Annotated in this window: 12 protein-coding genes; 8 read left to right on the top strand and 4 right to left on the bottom strand. The window is 78.4% G+C overall.

Annotated elements, in window-relative coordinates:
• Nucleotides 1–4: 4 nt before the first annotated feature.
• A complete protein-coding gene (locus ACI8AR_RS19645; protein WP_457052492.1) occupies nt 5–988 on the bottom strand; it encodes a universal stress protein in 984 nt (327 codons plus the stop codon).
• 192 nt (nt 989–1,180) lie between these two features.
• On the opposite strand from ACI8AR_RS19645, the gene ACI8AR_RS19640 reads away from it, so the two are divergent.
• The 5 genes from ACI8AR_RS19640 to ACI8AR_RS19620 all read left to right on the top strand — a co-directional run bounded on the left by ACI8AR_RS19640 (nt 1,181) and on the right by ACI8AR_RS19620 (nt 5,768).
• The gene (locus tag ACI8AR_RS19640) at nt 1,181–1,864 is read left to right on the top strand and encodes a CBS domain-containing protein (RefSeq protein WP_456935359.1); all 684 of its coding nucleotides are present in this window, start codon (nt 1,181–1,183) and stop codon (nt 1,862–1,864) included.
• The gene (locus ACI8AR_RS19635; protein WP_457052491.1) at nt 1,861–2,778 is read left to right on the top strand and encodes a universal stress protein; all 918 of its coding nucleotides are present in this window, start codon (nt 1,861–1,863) and stop codon (nt 2,776–2,778) included. The genes ACI8AR_RS19640 and ACI8AR_RS19635 overlap by 4 nt, the downstream gene beginning before the upstream one ends.
• Nucleotides 2,775–3,329, top strand: a complete 555-nt coding sequence (locus ACI8AR_RS19630; RefSeq protein WP_457052490.1) for a flavodoxin domain-containing protein — start codon at nt 2,775–2,777, stop codon at nt 3,327–3,329. Before ACI8AR_RS19635 ends, ACI8AR_RS19630 begins: the two co-directional genes overlap by 4 nt.
• Nucleotides 3,330–3,501: 172 nt before the next feature.
• A complete protein-coding gene (locus ACI8AR_RS19625; protein ID WP_457052489.1) occupies nt 3,502–3,933 on the top strand; it encodes a pyridoxamine 5'-phosphate oxidase family protein in 432 nt (143 codons plus the stop codon).
• Between the two features lie 185 nt (nt 3,934–4,118).
• On the top strand, nt 4,119–5,768 hold the full coding sequence (locus tag ACI8AR_RS19620; protein ID WP_457052488.1) for a GAF domain-containing protein: 1,650 nt from the start codon (nt 4,119–4,121) through the stop codon (nt 5,766–5,768).
• Between the two features lie 4 nt (nt 5,769–5,772).
• On the opposite strand, the gene ACI8AR_RS19615 is transcribed toward ACI8AR_RS19620, so the two are convergent.
• Nucleotides 5,773–6,444 (bottom strand): response regulator, encoded by a 672-nt coding sequence (locus ACI8AR_RS19615; protein ID WP_456935354.1) that lies wholly within the window; start codon nt 6,442–6,444, stop codon nt 5,773–5,775.
• A gap of 179 nt (nt 6,445–6,623) precedes the next feature.
• Between ACI8AR_RS19615 and ACI8AR_RS19610 the strand changes: the two genes are divergently transcribed.
• Both ACI8AR_RS19610 and ACI8AR_RS19605 read left to right on the top strand, forming a co-directional pair.
• Nucleotides 6,624–7,208: a flavodoxin domain-containing protein gene (locus ACI8AR_RS19610; protein WP_457052487.1), complete on the top strand. Its 585-nt coding sequence runs from the start codon at nt 6,624–6,626 to the stop codon at nt 7,206–7,208.
• The gene (locus ACI8AR_RS19605; RefSeq protein ID WP_457052486.1) at nt 7,205–8,227 is read left to right on the top strand and encodes an Acg family FMN-binding oxidoreductase; all 1,023 of its coding nucleotides are present in this window, start codon (nt 7,205–7,207) and stop codon (nt 8,225–8,227) included. Before ACI8AR_RS19610 ends, ACI8AR_RS19605 begins: the two co-directional genes overlap by 4 nt.
• Nucleotides 8,228–8,326: 99 nt before the next feature.
• Here the strand turns inward: ACI8AR_RS19605 and ACI8AR_RS19600 are convergent, their stop codons facing one another.
• The gene (locus tag ACI8AR_RS19600) at nt 8,327–10,762 is read right to left on the bottom strand and encodes an HAD-IC family P-type ATPase (protein WP_457052485.1); all 2,436 of its coding nucleotides are present in this window, start codon (nt 10,760–10,762) and stop codon (nt 8,327–8,329) included.
• A complete protein-coding gene (locus ACI8AR_RS19595) occupies nt 10,759–12,309 on the bottom strand; it encodes an RIO1 family regulatory kinase/ATPase domain-containing protein (RefSeq protein WP_457052484.1) in 1,551 nt (516 codons plus the stop codon). Before ACI8AR_RS19595 ends, ACI8AR_RS19600 begins: the two co-directional genes overlap by 4 nt.
• A 257-nt stretch (nt 12,310–12,566) precedes the next feature.
• Between ACI8AR_RS19595 and ACI8AR_RS19590 the strand changes: the two genes are divergently transcribed.
• On the top strand, nt 12,567–14,972 hold the full coding sequence (locus tag ACI8AR_RS19590) for a phosphatase PAP2 family protein (protein ID WP_457052483.1): 2,406 nt from the start codon (nt 12,567–12,569) through the stop codon (nt 14,970–14,972).
• Nucleotides 14,973–15,312 lie beyond the last annotated feature (340 nt).

The raw sequence follows: 15,312 nt of genomic DNA, 5'->3' as shown, positions 1-15,312 counted from the left end.
CCGGTCAGGCCCGGGCCGGCTCGGCCGTGTCCACCGCGACCTCGGTGCGCCGGCCGGCGGGGTGGACGACCAGGACCGGGCAGGCGGCGTGCATCGCGCAGTGCAGGGCCACCGACCCGACCAGCAGCCCGCGCACCGCCCCGCGCCCGCGGCCGCCCACGACCAGCAGCGCGGCGTCGCGCGCCCGGTCGACCAGCACGTCGGAGGCGGCGCCCTCGACCACGTCGACGTCGATCCGCGGGACCGGAGCGTCCGCGGGCCGGCCGGCGAGCACGCCGTCGACCGCCTCGTCCACCCGCTTGCGCAGCTCGCCGCGGATCTCGTCCCGCGAGGGGACGACGACCGAGCTCAGGTCCACCCAGTAGTCGGTGAGCACGTACGTGGCCAGCACGTGCAGCTCCGCACCGGTCCGCGCGGCCTCCTCGACCGCCGCCGCGAGGGCCGCGCGCGCCGTCGCGGAGCCGTCGAAGCCGGCGACCAGCCGGGGCGGGGTGGCCGGCTCGTCGGTCCGCGGGTGCACCACGAGCACCGGGCAGCGGGCGTGGGTGACCGTGTGCAGCGCGACCGAGCCGAGCAGCGCGCTGCGCACCGCCCCCCGCCCGCGGTTGCCCACGACGACGAGCTGCGCGTCGGCCGACCGGCCCACCAGGGCGGCCGCGGGCGCGTCCGCGGTGACCTCCACGGTCACCGGCACCCCGGTCGCCTCCGGGACGTCGGCGCGGACCTCCGCGACCAGGTCGTCGGTCAGCTCCCGGGTCGCGCGCCGCACGTCGTCGACCGCGGGCACCAGGACCCCGTCGTGGCCGAACCAGTACAGGTCGGACGCGAAGCTGCTGACCACCACGAGCCCGGCGGAGCGCTCCGCGGCGGCGCGCAGCGCCGCGCGCAGGGCGGCGCGGGCCGGGACCGACCCGTCCACTCCGACGACGACCGGCGCGACGACGACCGGCGCGCCGGCGCGGGACTGCTGCTGGGGGATGGCGTCCATCGGGGGTCCTCACGTCCGGGCCCGGGCCGTCCCGGGCGGGCGCCCCGACGATGCGCCGGGCGGCCGCCGCCCGGCCCGGGGCGAGGGGCCCCGGGTCCCGGGACCTCCGTCCCTGCGCACGGCGGCTGCCGACCCTGGGGGCGGACGCGCCGGTCTCCCTAGCGTCCGGGGCACCGACCGCGAGGAGGAGCCGTGCAGACCAGGGACGTCATGACGCGCGACGTGGTCACGGTGGGCCCGCACACCGCGGTGCACTACGCCGCGGAGGTGATGGCCGCGCGGGGCTTCGCCGCCCTGCCGGTGGTCGACGACGAGGACCGGCTGGTGGGCATCGTCGCCGAGGCCGACCTGCTGCGGCACCGCCTCCCCCAGGACCCCCGCCTGCACCTGCGCCGCGACGAGGCGGACGGCGGTCCCCCGCCGGCCCTGGTGCACGACGTCATGACCCGGGACGTGCGGGCGGTCGACGTCACCGCGGACGTCGCCGACGTCGCCCGCCTGTTCGTCGACGCCGGCCTGCGCAGCGTGCCGGTGACCGACGGCGGCCGGCTCGTCGGCATCGTCAGCCGCCGCGACCTGCTGCACCTGCTGGCGCGCCCCGACGACGACGTCCGGCAGCAGTTGCTGCGCCTCGTCGAGGGCTACACCGGTGAGCTCGACGCCTGGGCCGTGGACGTGCGCGACGGCACCGCGACGATCCGGCGGCTGCGCGGCGGTCCGCAGGGCTCGGAGGAGGTCGAGCGCCGGGCGCTGACCGCGCTGGCCCGCACGGTCGGCGGGATCACCGACGTCCGCGTGCTGCCCGCCGGGGAGGCCGCGGCGGACGCCGAGCCGGTCCGCCCCCTGTCGGTCCCGGCGCCGGGGAGCCGGCCGTGAGCCGGCCGGCGGGGCGGTTCGTCGTCGCGGGGGTCGACGGGTCCGCGGCGGCGCGCGAGGTCACCGCGGCCGCCGTCGAGGAGGCCGCCCGGCGCGGCTGCGCCCTGCACCTCGTGCACGCGCTGTCCTGGCCCTCCGCCGCCGCGCCGGTGCGCGGCACCCGGGCGGCGGACGTGCCGCAGCTGGGCACGCTCCTGCACGCCGCGGCCGAGAGCGCCCTGCGCACGGCCGCCGGCGAGGCCGCGGACGCCCTCGGACCCGACCGGGTGCACTGGTCGGTGGAGTCCGGCGCCCCGGCGCCCGCGCTCGCGGAGGCCGCCCGCGACGCCGAGCTGCTCGTGCTCGGCAGCCGGGGCGCCGGCGGGCTCGCCGGCCTGCTCCTCGGCTCGACCGCGGCCGCGGTCCTCCTCGCCCCACCGTGCCCGGTGCTCCTCCTCCCCGACCCGGCGACGGCGGTCGTCCGCCCCCGGTCCGGTGTCGTCGCGGCGGTCGCCGGACGGCCCGGCGACGACGCCGTCCTCGCCTTCGCCCTGGCCGAGGCCGCGACGCGCGGCACCGATCTCCTCGCCCTGCACGCCTGGCAGGACGTGGCCCTGGAGACCGCCCTGCTGCAGGCCGGCCCCCTCGTGGACTGGGCCGGCGTGCTGGCCGACGAGCAGCGGGTGCTGGCCGAGGCGCTGGCCGGCTGGCGCGACAAGGAGCCCGACGTGACGATCCGCGAGGCCGTCGTCCGGGAGCGGCCGGCGCGCGCCCTGGTGGCGGCCGCGCTCCCGGCCGAGCTGCTCGTCGTGGGCGTCCGCCGGCACCGCGGCCTGGCCCGGCTCGGCTCGACCACGCACGGGGTCGTGCACCGCGCGACCTGCCCGGTCGCGGTCGTCCCCGCCGACGACGGCGCGGGGGGAGGCGGACGGTGAGCCGGCCCCGGGTCCTGGTCGCCTACGCCAGCCGGCACGGGTCCACCCGCGAGATCGCCGAGGCCCTGGCCCGCGGCCTGGGCGAGGCCCCGGCCGGGCGCCCGGTGGACCTCTACGCGGCGGCGCTGCCGGCCGAGTCGCGGCCCGACCCCGCCGCCTGGGACGCGGTGGTGCTGGGCAGCGCCGTCTACGCCGGCCGGTGGCTCCCGCCGGCCCAGGAGCTGGCCGTCCGCTGCGCGGGGGTGCTCCGCCGGCGGCCGGTGTGGCTGTTCTCCAGCGGGCCGATCGGCGACCCGCCGTACCCGCCGGACGAGCCGCAGGACGCCGCCGCGCTGGCCGCCCTGCTCGCCCCGCGCGGTCACCGGGTCCTGCCCGGCCGGCTGGACCGGTCCCTGCTCGGCTTCGGCGAGCGCGCGATGGTCACCGCGATGCGCGCCCCGGTCGGCGACTTCCGGGACTGGGACGCCGTCCGGTCCTGGGCGGACGAGATCGCCGCGGCGCTGGTCCCGACGCCAGCGCCGGCGGCGCCCGGGCCGTCCCCGGGGACGTGACCGTGACCGCGCGGACTCCCGCTCCGGGTGGCCTCCCGGGCCGCCGGTCCTCCCGGGGCGGGACGGAGGTCCCTGTGCGCTGCGGGGCGGGGGGGCGCAGGCTGTGCGCTCGTGGCGCCCGTGCGGGCGCACCCGGGTCGGCGCCGACCGGGGACGCCGGACGGGGACGGACGTGAACGACGTGCGGGTCATGCGCACCCTGCTGACCGACGAGGAGTGCCGGCGGTTGCTCGGCACCACCTCCCGCGGGCACCTCGGCTTCACCCGGGACGCCCTGCCGGCGATCTCCCCCGTCCGCTTCGCGCTCGACCGGGACCGGGTCGTGATCGCCGCCCACGAGGACAGCGACCACCTGCCGCCGGCCGGCGGCGCCGTCGTCGCCCTCGGCGTCGACGACCCCGACGAGCAGGACGGGTGGGCCGTGACCGTCGTGGGTCCCGCCCGGACGGTGACCGACCCCGGGGCCCTCCTGGTCCTCGACGCCCTCGCCTGGCCGGCACCCCCGACCCCGGGCGACGGGCACTGCTACGTCGTGCTGCAGGTCGGCGTCCTGCGCGGCTGGCGGTCGACCGCACAGGCCACGGCGCCGCGACGCTCCGCGTGACCACGGTGGAGCAGAACGGGGACGGCGCCCCGGGTGCCTACTCCTCCGGGGCGTTCCGTGCCAGGCTCCAGGGACGGCCCCGTTCCGCCCGAGGGGGGAGCCCCGAGATGACCGCGCCCGGGCCCAGGACGGGTCCCGAACCCCGAACCGGCCACGACCCCTCCGGCAGCCCGTCGCTGGCGGGCATGCGGCTGACCGAGCTCATCGACGAGGTGCAGGACCGCCTGACCGCGGTCGCCCGCAGCCAGGCCCGCGTCCAGCAGCTGCTCGACGCGTTCCTGTCCGTCTCCTCCGGGCTGGACCTGGAGACGACGCTGCGGCGGATCGTCGAGAGCGCCACCGACCTGGTCGACGCCCGCTACGGCGCCCTGGGCGTCCTGGCACCGCAGGGCGGCCTGGCGGCGTTCATCCACGTCGGCATCGACGACGAGACGGCGGCCGCGCTGGGCTCCCTGCCCGAGGGCAAGGGCGTGCTCGGGCAGCTGATCACCGAGCCGTACCCGCTGCGGATCACCGACCTGAGCAGGCACCCGGCCTCGGTCGGCTTCCCCCCGGGCCACCCGGAGATGCACACCTTCCTCGGGGTGCCCGTGCTCGTGCGCGGCACGGTGTTCGGGAACCTCTACATGACCGAGAAGCGGCACGGGGAGTTCACCCCCGAGGACGAGGCGGTGCTGACCGCCCTCGCCGGCGCCGCGGGCGTCGCCGTCGACAACGCCCGGCTCTACGAGGAGGCCGAGGAGCGCCGCCGGTGGGCCACCGCCCTCTCCGACGTCCGGGCCAGCCTGCTCGACCCCGACTCGTCCGAGCGGGCGCTGTCCCTCGTCGCCGACCGGGTGGCCGCCCTCACCGGCGCCGACGCCGCCTGGATCACGGTCGGCCCCGACCCCCGGAGCTGCTACGAGGTCCGGGTCCAGGTCGGCGAGGGGCTCACCGACCTGACCGGGGCGACGCTGCCCCTGTGCGACAGCCCGGTGCTGCAGGCCGTCGAGGACGACGGCGGCAGGGTCGTGACCGTCGACATGACGGGACTGGCCTACGAGGGGCCCAACGCGCACGTCGACTGGGGCCCCTGCCTGGCGGTGCCCCTGCGCGGGACGCACACCGAGTCGGTGGTCATCATCGCCGCCCGGCGGGCCGGCAGGCCCTCCTTCGACCCGGCGGTGATCCCCCTGGTCAGCGCCTTCGCCGACCAGGCCGCGGTGGCCCTGGACCTGGCCGCCCAGCAGCGCGTGGCCCGCCAGCTCGACGTCTACGAGGACCGGGACCGCATCGCGCGGGACCTGCACGACCACGTCATCCAGCGGGTGTTCGCGGCCGGGCTGAGCCTGCAGTCGGTCCTGCCCCGGATCCCCGACCCCCAGGCGCAGCGCCGGATCCGGGACGTCGTCGGCCAGCTCGACGAGACCGTCCGCGACATCCGGACCAGCATCTTCGACCTGCACACCGTCGACCAGGCCGACGACGGCCTCCGCCGGCGCGTGCTCGACACGGTCGCCGACACGGCGGGCGACCTGGAGACCACCGTGCGCACCTCCGGCGCGGTCGACACCCTCGTCACCGGCGACCTGGCCACCGACGTCGTGGCCGTCGTCCGGGAGGCGGTGAGCAACGCCGCCCGGCACTCCGGCGCCCGGCACGTGACCGTGACCGTCGACGCCGGTGACGGGCTGGTGCTCGAGGTGGTCGACGACGGCCGGGGCATCGACGCCCGCGCGGCGCGCAGCGGGCTGCGCAACCTGGAGCAGCGGGCGGCCGCGCGCGGCGGCGGCCTCGAGGTCGGCGCGGTCGCGGACGGCGGGACCCGGCTGCGGTGGTGGGCGCCGCTGTCCTGACCGGTCAGTTCTGGCGGGGGACCCCGCCGCGCAGCTCGGTCGCCAGGACCGCGGCCTGGGTGCGCCGCTCCAGCCCCAGCTTGGCCAGCAGGTGGGACACGTAGTTCTTGACCGTCTTCTCGGCCAGGAACATCCGCTCGCCGATCTGCCGGTTGGTGAGCCCCTCGCCGATGAGCTCGAGCACGGTGCGCTCCTGCTCGCTGAGCCGGGCCAGCGGCCCGGCCGGCTCCGCGGCCCGCCGCATCCGCTCGAGCACCGCGGTGGTGGCCGCGGGGTCGAGCAGCGAGCCGCCGGCGGCGACCGTGCGCACCGCGCTGACCAGGTCGGCGCCGAGGATCTGCTTGAGCAGGTAGCCCGAGGCGCCGGCCATGATCGCCTCGAACAGCGCCTCGTCGTCGCTGTAGCTGGTCAGCATGATCACCCGCAGCTCCGGCATCCGGCTGCGGAGCTCGCGGCACACCGAGACGCCGTCGCCGTCGGGCAGCCGGACGTCGAGCACGGCGACGTCGGGCTTGAGCGCGGGCACGCGGGCCAGGGCCTCGGAGGCGTTCTTCGCCTCCCCGACGACCCGGATGCCGGGGTCGCTCTCCAGGACGTCGGCGACGCCGCGGCGCACCACCTCGTGGTCGTCGAGGAGGAAGACCCCGATCGGCGCCTGCTGCGTGTCCGTGTCCACCGGTGACCCCTCGTCCCGCCCGTCGCTGTCGCCGTCCGAGGCTAGGGCCTCGGGACCACTCGGTGCTCAGGGTCGGAGGTCCCGGCCTGCGGGTCCTCCGCCCGGCGGCGACCTCCGGCCCGCCGGGCGGGGACGTCCGGCCCTCACCGCCGCCCGGCCGGTGGCGCGAGCGTCGGTGCATGGACGACATCCCCCTCCGGGTCCTGGTCGGGTACGCCACCGCCGCCGGCTCCACGCGCGGTGTGGCCGAGCGGGTGGCCGCGCGGCTGACCGACGCCGGGTGCGTCGTGGACCTGCGGCCGGCCGGTCAGGAGGTCGACCCGTCGGGGTACGACGCCGCGGTCGTCGGCAGCGCCGTGCACTCGATGCGCTGGCTGGCCGGTGCCCGGGACCTGCTCGCCCGGCTCGCCGCGGCGGACGACGCACCGCCGGTCTGGCTGTTCAGCGTCGCGGGCATCGACCCCCGCGGCCGCGTCACCCGGTGGCTCGCCCGGCAGGAGGCGGCCCGGCTCGAGCGGGACCTCCCCCACGGCCTCCGGCCCCGGTCGCACCGCCTGTTCGCCGGTGTGGTGCAGACCCGCGGCGTCCCGCTGTGGGGCCGGCTGTTCTACCGCGCGGTCGGCCAGCGCCCCGGTGACAACCGCGACTGGGCGGCGATCGACGGCTGGGCCCGCCAGGTGGCCGGCGACCTCGGGGGGACCCGGCGGCGCCTGCCGGTGCCCCACCCCCCGACCGTCCCCGCCGCCACCCAGGAGGAGCCGTGACCCCGTTCGTGCTCGACCGCACCACCGCCCGCGCGGCCCTCGCGCTGGCCAACCGCGCGCCGTCGCTGCACAACACCCAGCCCTGGCGGTGGCGGATCGGGCGCACGTCGGTCCACCTGTTCGCCGACCCGTCCCGCTGGCTGCCGGCCACCGACCCGCAGAGCCGGGACCTGCTGATCGGCTGCGGTGCCGCGCTGCACCACCTCCGCGTGGCCCTGCGGGCCGCCGGCCTGTCCTCGCGCGTGCACCGGCTCCCCGACCCCGCGCACCTGGCGCACCTCGCCGCGGTCGAGGTGTCCCCCGCCGAACCGCGCCCCGACGACCTCGTCCTCGCGCAGGCGATCGAGCACCGCCGCAGCGACCGGCGCGTCTTCTCCACCTGGCCCGTCCCGGCCGAGCTGCTCGCCGACCTCGCGCGCGCCGCGGCCGAGGAGGGGGCCCGGCTGACCGTGCTCGGCCCCCGCGCGCAGGCGCAGGTGGTGCGGCTGGTCGAGGAGGCTGCCGTGGAGCAGTCGCTCACGCCGGGCCTGGCGCAGGAGGTCGCCGCCTGGACCGGGCGGTCCCGCGGCGCGGTGGAGGGCGTCCCGGCGGCCAACGTCCCGGTGCACGCCGGCGCCGGCGGGCCGGAGGCGGTCGTCCCGGTGCGGGACTTCGCCGGCGGCGCGCTCGGTGAGAACCAGCTCGGCAGGGACGAGTCCGACGGCACCGTCCTCGCCGTCCTCACCACCCCCGGGGACGGCCCGGCCGACGAGCTGCGGGCGGGCGAGGCGCTCAGCGCGGTGCTGCTCACCGCGACCGCGATCGGCCTGGCCACCGACCCGGTGAGCCAGCCGCTCGAGGTCCCGGGCACCCGGGCGCGGCTGGCCGCGCTGTGCGCCGGCGTCTCCCCCGAGGCGCCCGGGATGCCGCAGGCCCTCGTGCGGCTGGGCTGGGCGCCGGTCAGCGCCGACCCGGTCCCCCCGACCGGGCGCCGCCCGGTCGACGACACCATCGACCCGCTCGACGCCCCCTGGTCCTGACCGGGACACCGCCGGGCAGGTCCGCGGAGGTGCCCCGTGCACTTCCGCGGTCCTGCACGGTGCGTCTCCGCGGACGTGCACGCGGCGCCCGCGGCGTGCTCACCGCCGCTGTCCCCCCGCCCGCTCGTCCGTCGCCGCCCGCGGCAGCCGGGCCCCCGGCGTCCGCGACACGAGCTCCACCAGCAGCGCCCCCAGGGCGCCGAGCCCCGCACCGAGCAGGAGCGTGGTCGCGGTGAGGTCCAGCAGCAGCACGTCCTCGCGCAGCACCGGCACGGCCAGCACGAGCACGACCACCGCGGCCATCGCGGCCACCAGGGCCACCCGGCCGGGGGTGAGCGGCCGGGCGAGGACGAGCACCGTCCACAGCGCGACGACGAGCACCGTGAGCAGCGCCGCCGTCCGGGCCGCGGGCACCCCGCCGTCCGGCTGCAGCTGCCGGGTCAGCGCGTACGCGGCGTAGGTGACCCCGCCGGTGACGACGCCCGCCGGCACGGAGAAGGCGAGCACGCGGCGCAGGAAGCCCGGCCGGTAGCGGCGCCGGTTGGGGGCGAGGGCGAGCACGAGGCCGGGCGCGCCGATCGTCACCGCCGAGACCAGCGTCAGCTGCACCGGCGCCAGCGGGTAGGCGACCAGCGTCACCACCGTGACCAGCGACAGCACCAGGCTGTACACGTTCTTGACCAGGAACAGGTTGGCCGCCCGCTCGATGTTCGCGATCACCCGGCGGCCCTCGGCGACGGCGTGCGGCAGGGCCGCGAACCGGCCGTCGAGCAGCACCAGCTGGGCGACCGCACGGGTGGCCGGGGAGCCGTTGCCCATCGCCACCCCGACGTCGGCGTCCTTGAGCGCCAGGGCGTCGTTGACGCCGTCGCCGGTCATGGCCACCACGTGCCCGCGCCGCTGCAGCGCCTGCACCACGGCCCGCTTCTGGTGCGGGGTCACCCGGCCGACGACGGACGCCGACTCGAGGACGTCGGCCAGCGCGTCGGGGTCCTCGGGCAGCGTGCGGGCGTCCACGGCGTCCCCCGCGCCGGACACCCCGGGGAGGCCGACCGCGGCGGCGACCGCGCCGACGGTGCGCGGGTTGTCGCCGGAGAGCACCTTCAGCGCCACGCCCTGCTCGGCGAAGTAGCGCAGCACGTCCGGCGCGTCCTCGCGGAGCCGCTCGGCGAGCAGCACCAGCGTCACCGGGACCAGCCCGGCGGGCAGCCCCGGCACCCCGGCGCGGACGGTCCACGGCGCCGGCGTGCAGGCCAGCAGCAGCACCCGCCGTCCCTCGGCGGCCAGCGCGTCGGCGCGGTCCCGCGCCGCGGTCTGCGCCGGCCCCGCGGGGAGGGGCAGGACCAGCTCGGGCGCCCCGAGCACCCAGGTGGTGCCGGCCGCGGTGCGCACCGCCGACCACTTGCGCGCCGAGTCGAACGGCACGGCGTCGGCCGCCCGCTCCCCGCCGGCGTCGGGGAACGCCGCGGCCAGCGCCCGGGCGGTGGCGTTGCCGCCGTCCGCGGCGGCCAGCAGCGCGAGCGCGGGTGCGGCGGGCGGGCCGGGCGCCAGCTCCTCCAGCCGGTCGAAGCCGACGTCGCCGTACGTGAGGGTCCCGGTCTTGTCCAGGCACACGACGTCGACCCGGGCCAGTCCCTCGACGGCGGGCAGCTCCCGCACGAGGGTCCGCCTGCGGGCCAGGCCGGCGGCGCCGAGGAGGAAGGCCAGCGTGGTGAGCAGGACCAGGCCCTCCGGGATCATGCCGACCAGCGCGCCGACCGTGCCGGTGACGGCGTCGCGCCAGTCGGCGTTCTCGTCGGTCCGGAACTGGCTCCACAGCACCGCCGGGCCGACCACGAGCAGGCCGAGGGCGATCCAGCGCAGCAGCCGCGTCGTCCCCTCGACCAGCTCCGAGCGGGTCCGGGTGAACGCCTTCGCCTGGGCGGCCAGCCGGGCCGCGTAGGAGTCGTCGCCGACCGCGGTGGCCTGCGCGCGGCCGCTGCCGGCCACCACGATCGAGCCGGACAGCACCGGGTCGCCGGCCTCCTTGGGGACGGCGTCGGCCTCGCCGGTGAGCAGCGACTCGTCGACGGCGAGCCCGCGGGCCACCCGCACCACGGCGTCGACCGGGACCTGGTCGCCGGCCCGCAGGACGAGCAGGTCGTCGAGGACCACCTCGGCCACCGGGACCTCGCGCTCGGCCCCGTCGCGGACCGGACGGGCGCGCGGCGTCTGCAGCACGGCCAGCCGGTCGAGGGTCCGCTTGGCGCGCAGCTCCTGCACGATCCCGATGACGGAGTTGACCACCACGACCCCGCCGAACAGGGCGTTCTGCCAGCGCCCGGTCAGCAGCGTCAGCACCCACAGCGTGGCGAGCAGGCCGTTGAAGAACGTGAACACGTTGGCCCGGACGATCTGGCCCACGGTGCGGCTGGTCCGCGTCGTGACCGCGTTGACCCGGCCGGCCGCCACCCGCTCGGCCACCTGGGCGCCGGTCAGGCCGGTCGCCGCCGTGGGGCGGGCGACCTCCGCCCGGGCGGCCGGGGCGGCGGTCACAGCAGACCCCCCGCCCGCAGGTTGAGCGCGGCCAGCACCAGGGTGAGCACCGCCCCGCCGCCGGTCGCCAGCGCCAGCAGGACGCGCCGGGCACTCCACCGCTGCACCCGGATCCGCGGGTGCGGCGGCAGCAGGTCGCGGAGGCGCCCGACCAGGTCCCGGCCGTCGGCGGCCAGCAGCCGCCGCAGCTGCGTGGGCAGGGTGAGCGACGAGGTCGCGGCCATCGCCTCGGCCAGCTCCTCGTCGGTGAACTGCAGGCGGGCGCGGGCGAGCACCCGCTCGGGGCCCGCGACCAGCGCGCAGGAGAGCAGCGCGTTGCCGAGGTCGGCGGCCTGCCGCCAGCGGCTGGGCCGCAGCTCCCCGAACGAGACGTCGACCAGCACCACCAGCGCCTCGTCCTGGACGAGGACGTTGGAGGGCTTGAGGTCCCGGTGCGCCGCGCCGGCCGACCACAGCAGCCGCACCTGGCGCAGCACGTCGTCGACGACGGCGTCGTCCACCCGCGAGCGGCGGATCTCGACGGTGCGCGGCACGAGCTCGGTCACCAGCAGGTACTCGCGGCCGGGCAGCACCTCGACCACGCCCATCGGCGCCGGCACCCGGACGCCGCCGTCGCGGAGCAGCCGCAGCAGGTAGTCCTCGTGCTCGACCAGCCGGCGCACCGACGCGAACGGCGCCTCGTCCTCCAGCCGGCCGTACCGGAGCACGCGCAGCACCTTGTACCAGCGGTCCGACCGCAGGTGGGTCGCCGAGTAGAGCTTGCCGAACAGGGGCGTCCCCGCGGCGGTCACGAGCCGGCACGGGGTGGACCCGGCCGACCCGTCGAGCCGGAACGGCTCCACGGCGGTGACCTCCACCCCGAGCTGGTCGAGCACGGCGGCGCGGATCCGGGCGGCGCGGTCCCCGTCGAGCGCGAGGTGGGCGGCCACGCGGCGGTGCCAGGTCACGGGGAACGCGTCCTCGGGCGCGAGGACCGTGCACACCAGCGCCGCGGCCGAGGCGCCGACGACCGCCGCGGGGACGGCGACGGAGGGGCCCTCCAGGCCCAGGGCGACGCGCGGCACGACGGCGGTCATCAGCAGGGCCACGACGGCGAGCCAGCCCCACCGGCGGGCCCGGCCCGGCGGCGCCAGCACGTACAGGGTCGCCACCGACACCGTGGCGAGGACCAGGACCGGCCAGGCGGAGAGCTCGACGGCGTCGGGGGTCCCGATGACCTCGGCGCGGACGGCCCGCACGAGCACGCCCTCCCCGACGGCGAGCTGCGCCACGGCGGCGACGACCGAGATCGTGGCCGCGTACACGACCAGGTGCCGCCACCGCGCCGTCCACACCAGCACCGCGACCGCGGGCACCCACAGGACGCGGTAGCCGAGCACCGCGCCGAGATGCGCGAGCTCGGCGGCCCCGACGTGGACCTCCGGCGGGCCCGCGAGGTCGGCGACGGCCCGGTCCAGCCCCAGCAGACCGCCGGGCCGGTCGGCGAGGACCAGCAGCACGGCGGCGATGACCAGGGTCGCCGTCCACCCCCAGACCGCGGCCGGCACCTCGCGCGGGAGCCGCTCCCGGCCCGAGGGGCGCCGGCGGCCGGGGCCCGCCGGCCAGGACGGTCGCCGCGGACGCACGGCCGGATCGGCGTGCGGTCCCGCCTGCCGGTGCCCCTCGAGCACAGCTGCCCCCCGTGCGGTCTCGATCACCGGTCCAGGCTCGCGTCCCAGGTCCCTGCTGCGCGTGGGCCCGGCGGCACGACCGGCAGGGCCGGAGGACCCTGCCCGGCTGCGCGCGTCCGGGCTGCACTGGCCTGGTGACCGTCCGCACCGCCCTCGACAAGGCGACCACTTCCGCTCCCCGCCGTCCCGCCGCCGGCGGGCGGGCGCGCCCGGAGCGCCTGACGACCGACCTGGTCCGCGTGGCCCTCGGGCTCGTCGTCCTGGGCACCGGCGTGCTGATCGCCCAGCGGGGCCAGCTGTCCTCCCTCGAGCGGGACCTGTTCCGGCTGTTCAACGACCTGCCGGCCGGCATCCTGCCGGCCGTCTGGGTCGTCATGCAGCTGGGCAACGTCCTCGCCGTCCCGGCGCTCGCGCTCGTCGCCGCCCTGACCCGACGTTTCCGGGCGGCGCGCGACCTCCTGCTGTCCGGCCTGCTCGCGTACGTCGCCTCCGACCTGGTGAAGTCGCTGGTCGGCCGGGAGCGGCCCGCGGGCCTGCCGGTCGGCTCGGTGCTGCACGAGGGCCCGATCGGCGGGGCGGGCTTCGTCTCCGGCCACTCGGCGGTCGCCGCGGCCCTCGCCACCGCCGCCGCCCCCTACCTCACCCGGAAGGGACGCCGGGTCGCGTGGGCGCTGGCGTGGTCGGTCGCGCTCGCCCGCGTGTACGTGGGCGCCCACCTGCCCCTCGACGTCGTCGGTGGCGTGGCGCTGGGCTGGGCGATCGGCTCGCTCGTGCACTGGGTGTTCGGGGTGCCGGCGCGCGAGGTGCCGCCGGGCCGGGTCGAGGCGGCGCTGCGGCGCTTCGGGCTGCCGGTCACCGAGGTGGCCGCGGCCTCGGTGCGCGCCCGCAGCTCGCAGCCGTTCGAGGCCGTCGACGGCGACGGCCGGCGGCTGTACGTGAAGTACCTGGAGCCGGACCGGCACGAGCGCGACCGGCTGCACCGGATGTGGCGGGTGTTCGCCGTCGGTGACGTGAAGGACGCCGACGCGCTGGCGCCGCTCGGGTACCAGGCCGAGCACGAGGCCGTCGCCGCGCTGACGGCCGAACGGCGCGGGGTGCGGGTGCCGTCGGTGCTGCTGGCCCGCGGCGGGGACGGGGACGCCGTCGTCGTGCAGCAGTACGTCGAGGGCCGGCCGCTGGACGAGCTCGGGCCGGCGGACCGGGACCCGGTCCTGCTGCGCGGGGTGTGGGGCGAGGTCGCCCGCATGCACGCCGCGGGGGTCGCGCACCGCGATCTGGTGGCCTCCAGCGTGCTGGTCGACCCGGAGGGCCGGCCGTGGCTGGTCGACTTCGGCAACGCCCGGACCGGCGCCACCGAGGACGAGAAGGCCGTCGACGTCGCCGAGCTGCTGGCCTCGCTGGCCGCCGCGCCCGACACCTCCTGCGACCCGGACAAGCTGGTGGCGGCGGCCATCGAGGTCCTCGGGGGGCCGGCGGTCGCGGCGGCGCTGCCGTCGCTGACGCCGCTGGCGCTGTCGTCGGAGACCCGGCGGCGGGTGCACGCCGAGCCGTCCCGCCTCGCCGCGCTGCGGACCGCCGTCCGCACCCGGCTGGACCTGCCCGACCCCGACCGCCCGGTGTTCCCGCCCGCGGGGCCGGTGGCGCGGGTGCTCGTGACCCTCGGCTGCGCGGTCGCGTTCGCCGGACCGGTGGTCGTCGCCGGGATCGCCGCCACGGTCGACAGCGTGGGGGCGCAGGGGTGGCGGTGGCTGGGCGGGGCCGTGCTGCTGGCCGCCGCGGCGGCCCTGGCCCGCGCGACCGCCGTCGCCCGGGCCGCCGACCGGCGGGTGTCGGTGGGACGGGCGCTCGTCGTCACGCTGGTCGCCCGGAACGTGGGGCTGGTGCACGGTCGCGACGGCGAGCGTCGCGCCCGCTCCCGGCTGCTGGAGCGGGCCGGGCTGCTCCCGGCGACCGCGCACGCGGCGACGGTGCGGACCGCGGTCGCCGGCCTGGCCGGAGCGGCCGTGGCGGCGGTCGCGGTCGTCGCCCTCGCCGCCGTCGACGGCTCGTTCCCGGACTGGCGGTCCCCGACCGCGGTCCTCCCGGCCGCCGCCGTGGGCCTCGCCGCCTGGGTGCTGGTGGGGGCGGGGCAGCTGACGGCCCGCCGCGGCGGTGCCGAGCCGGACCCGCCCGTCCCAGCACGCCGCCTGGTCCCGCGGCGGCAGCAGGCGGCCCTCCTGGGTTGGGTCGCCCTCGCCGTGGCGCTCGAGGCCGCCGTCCTCTCGGCCGCGGTCGAGGCGGCCGGCGGCGGGGTGCCCGTGCTCGCCGTCGCCGGCGGCTACGCCGTCCTCCGCCTGGTGTGGATCGCGCTGCCCCCGTCCGCCCTGCCCGGCGCGCCCGAGGCGATGCTGCTGCTGGTGCTCGGCGCGATGGGGACGTCCGTGGCCGCCGCGTGCGCCGCCGTCCTCGTCACCCGGTCGCTGACCGTCTGGATCCCCTCCGCCGTCGGGGTCGCGGTGGACCGGCGCTCGCACCCGGCCACCGTCCGCGCGTCGGTCTGACCGGCCGGACCGGCTGCCCAGCGGCACGTCCGACAGGGCGCCCGGCAACTGCCGTCCGGTCGACCGACGGGCAGCGAGAACCATCCGTCGCGGACCGGAGTGCGTCGGTCGCGACCGACTCGGCTGTCTGCAGGCGGAAACCGCAGGACCCGCCCCGAGCTGCGGAAACTGTCGTACCCCGGTCGTAGCGTGCGGGGTGTGGAGGAGGTCGCCGAGTACGTCTCGCCGGTCGAGCGCGCGCTCGCCGGCTGGCTGATCGAGCGGCCGGTGTCGATCCCCCGGCTGCCGGTGGCGCTGCTGTCGGACGAGCAGGCCGCCGCCGAGTTGCAGCGGGTGCAGG

This window comes from Geodermatophilus sp. SYSU D01036 (assembly GCF_054050435.1).
This window is presented reverse-complemented; position numbering and strand designations above follow the sequence as displayed.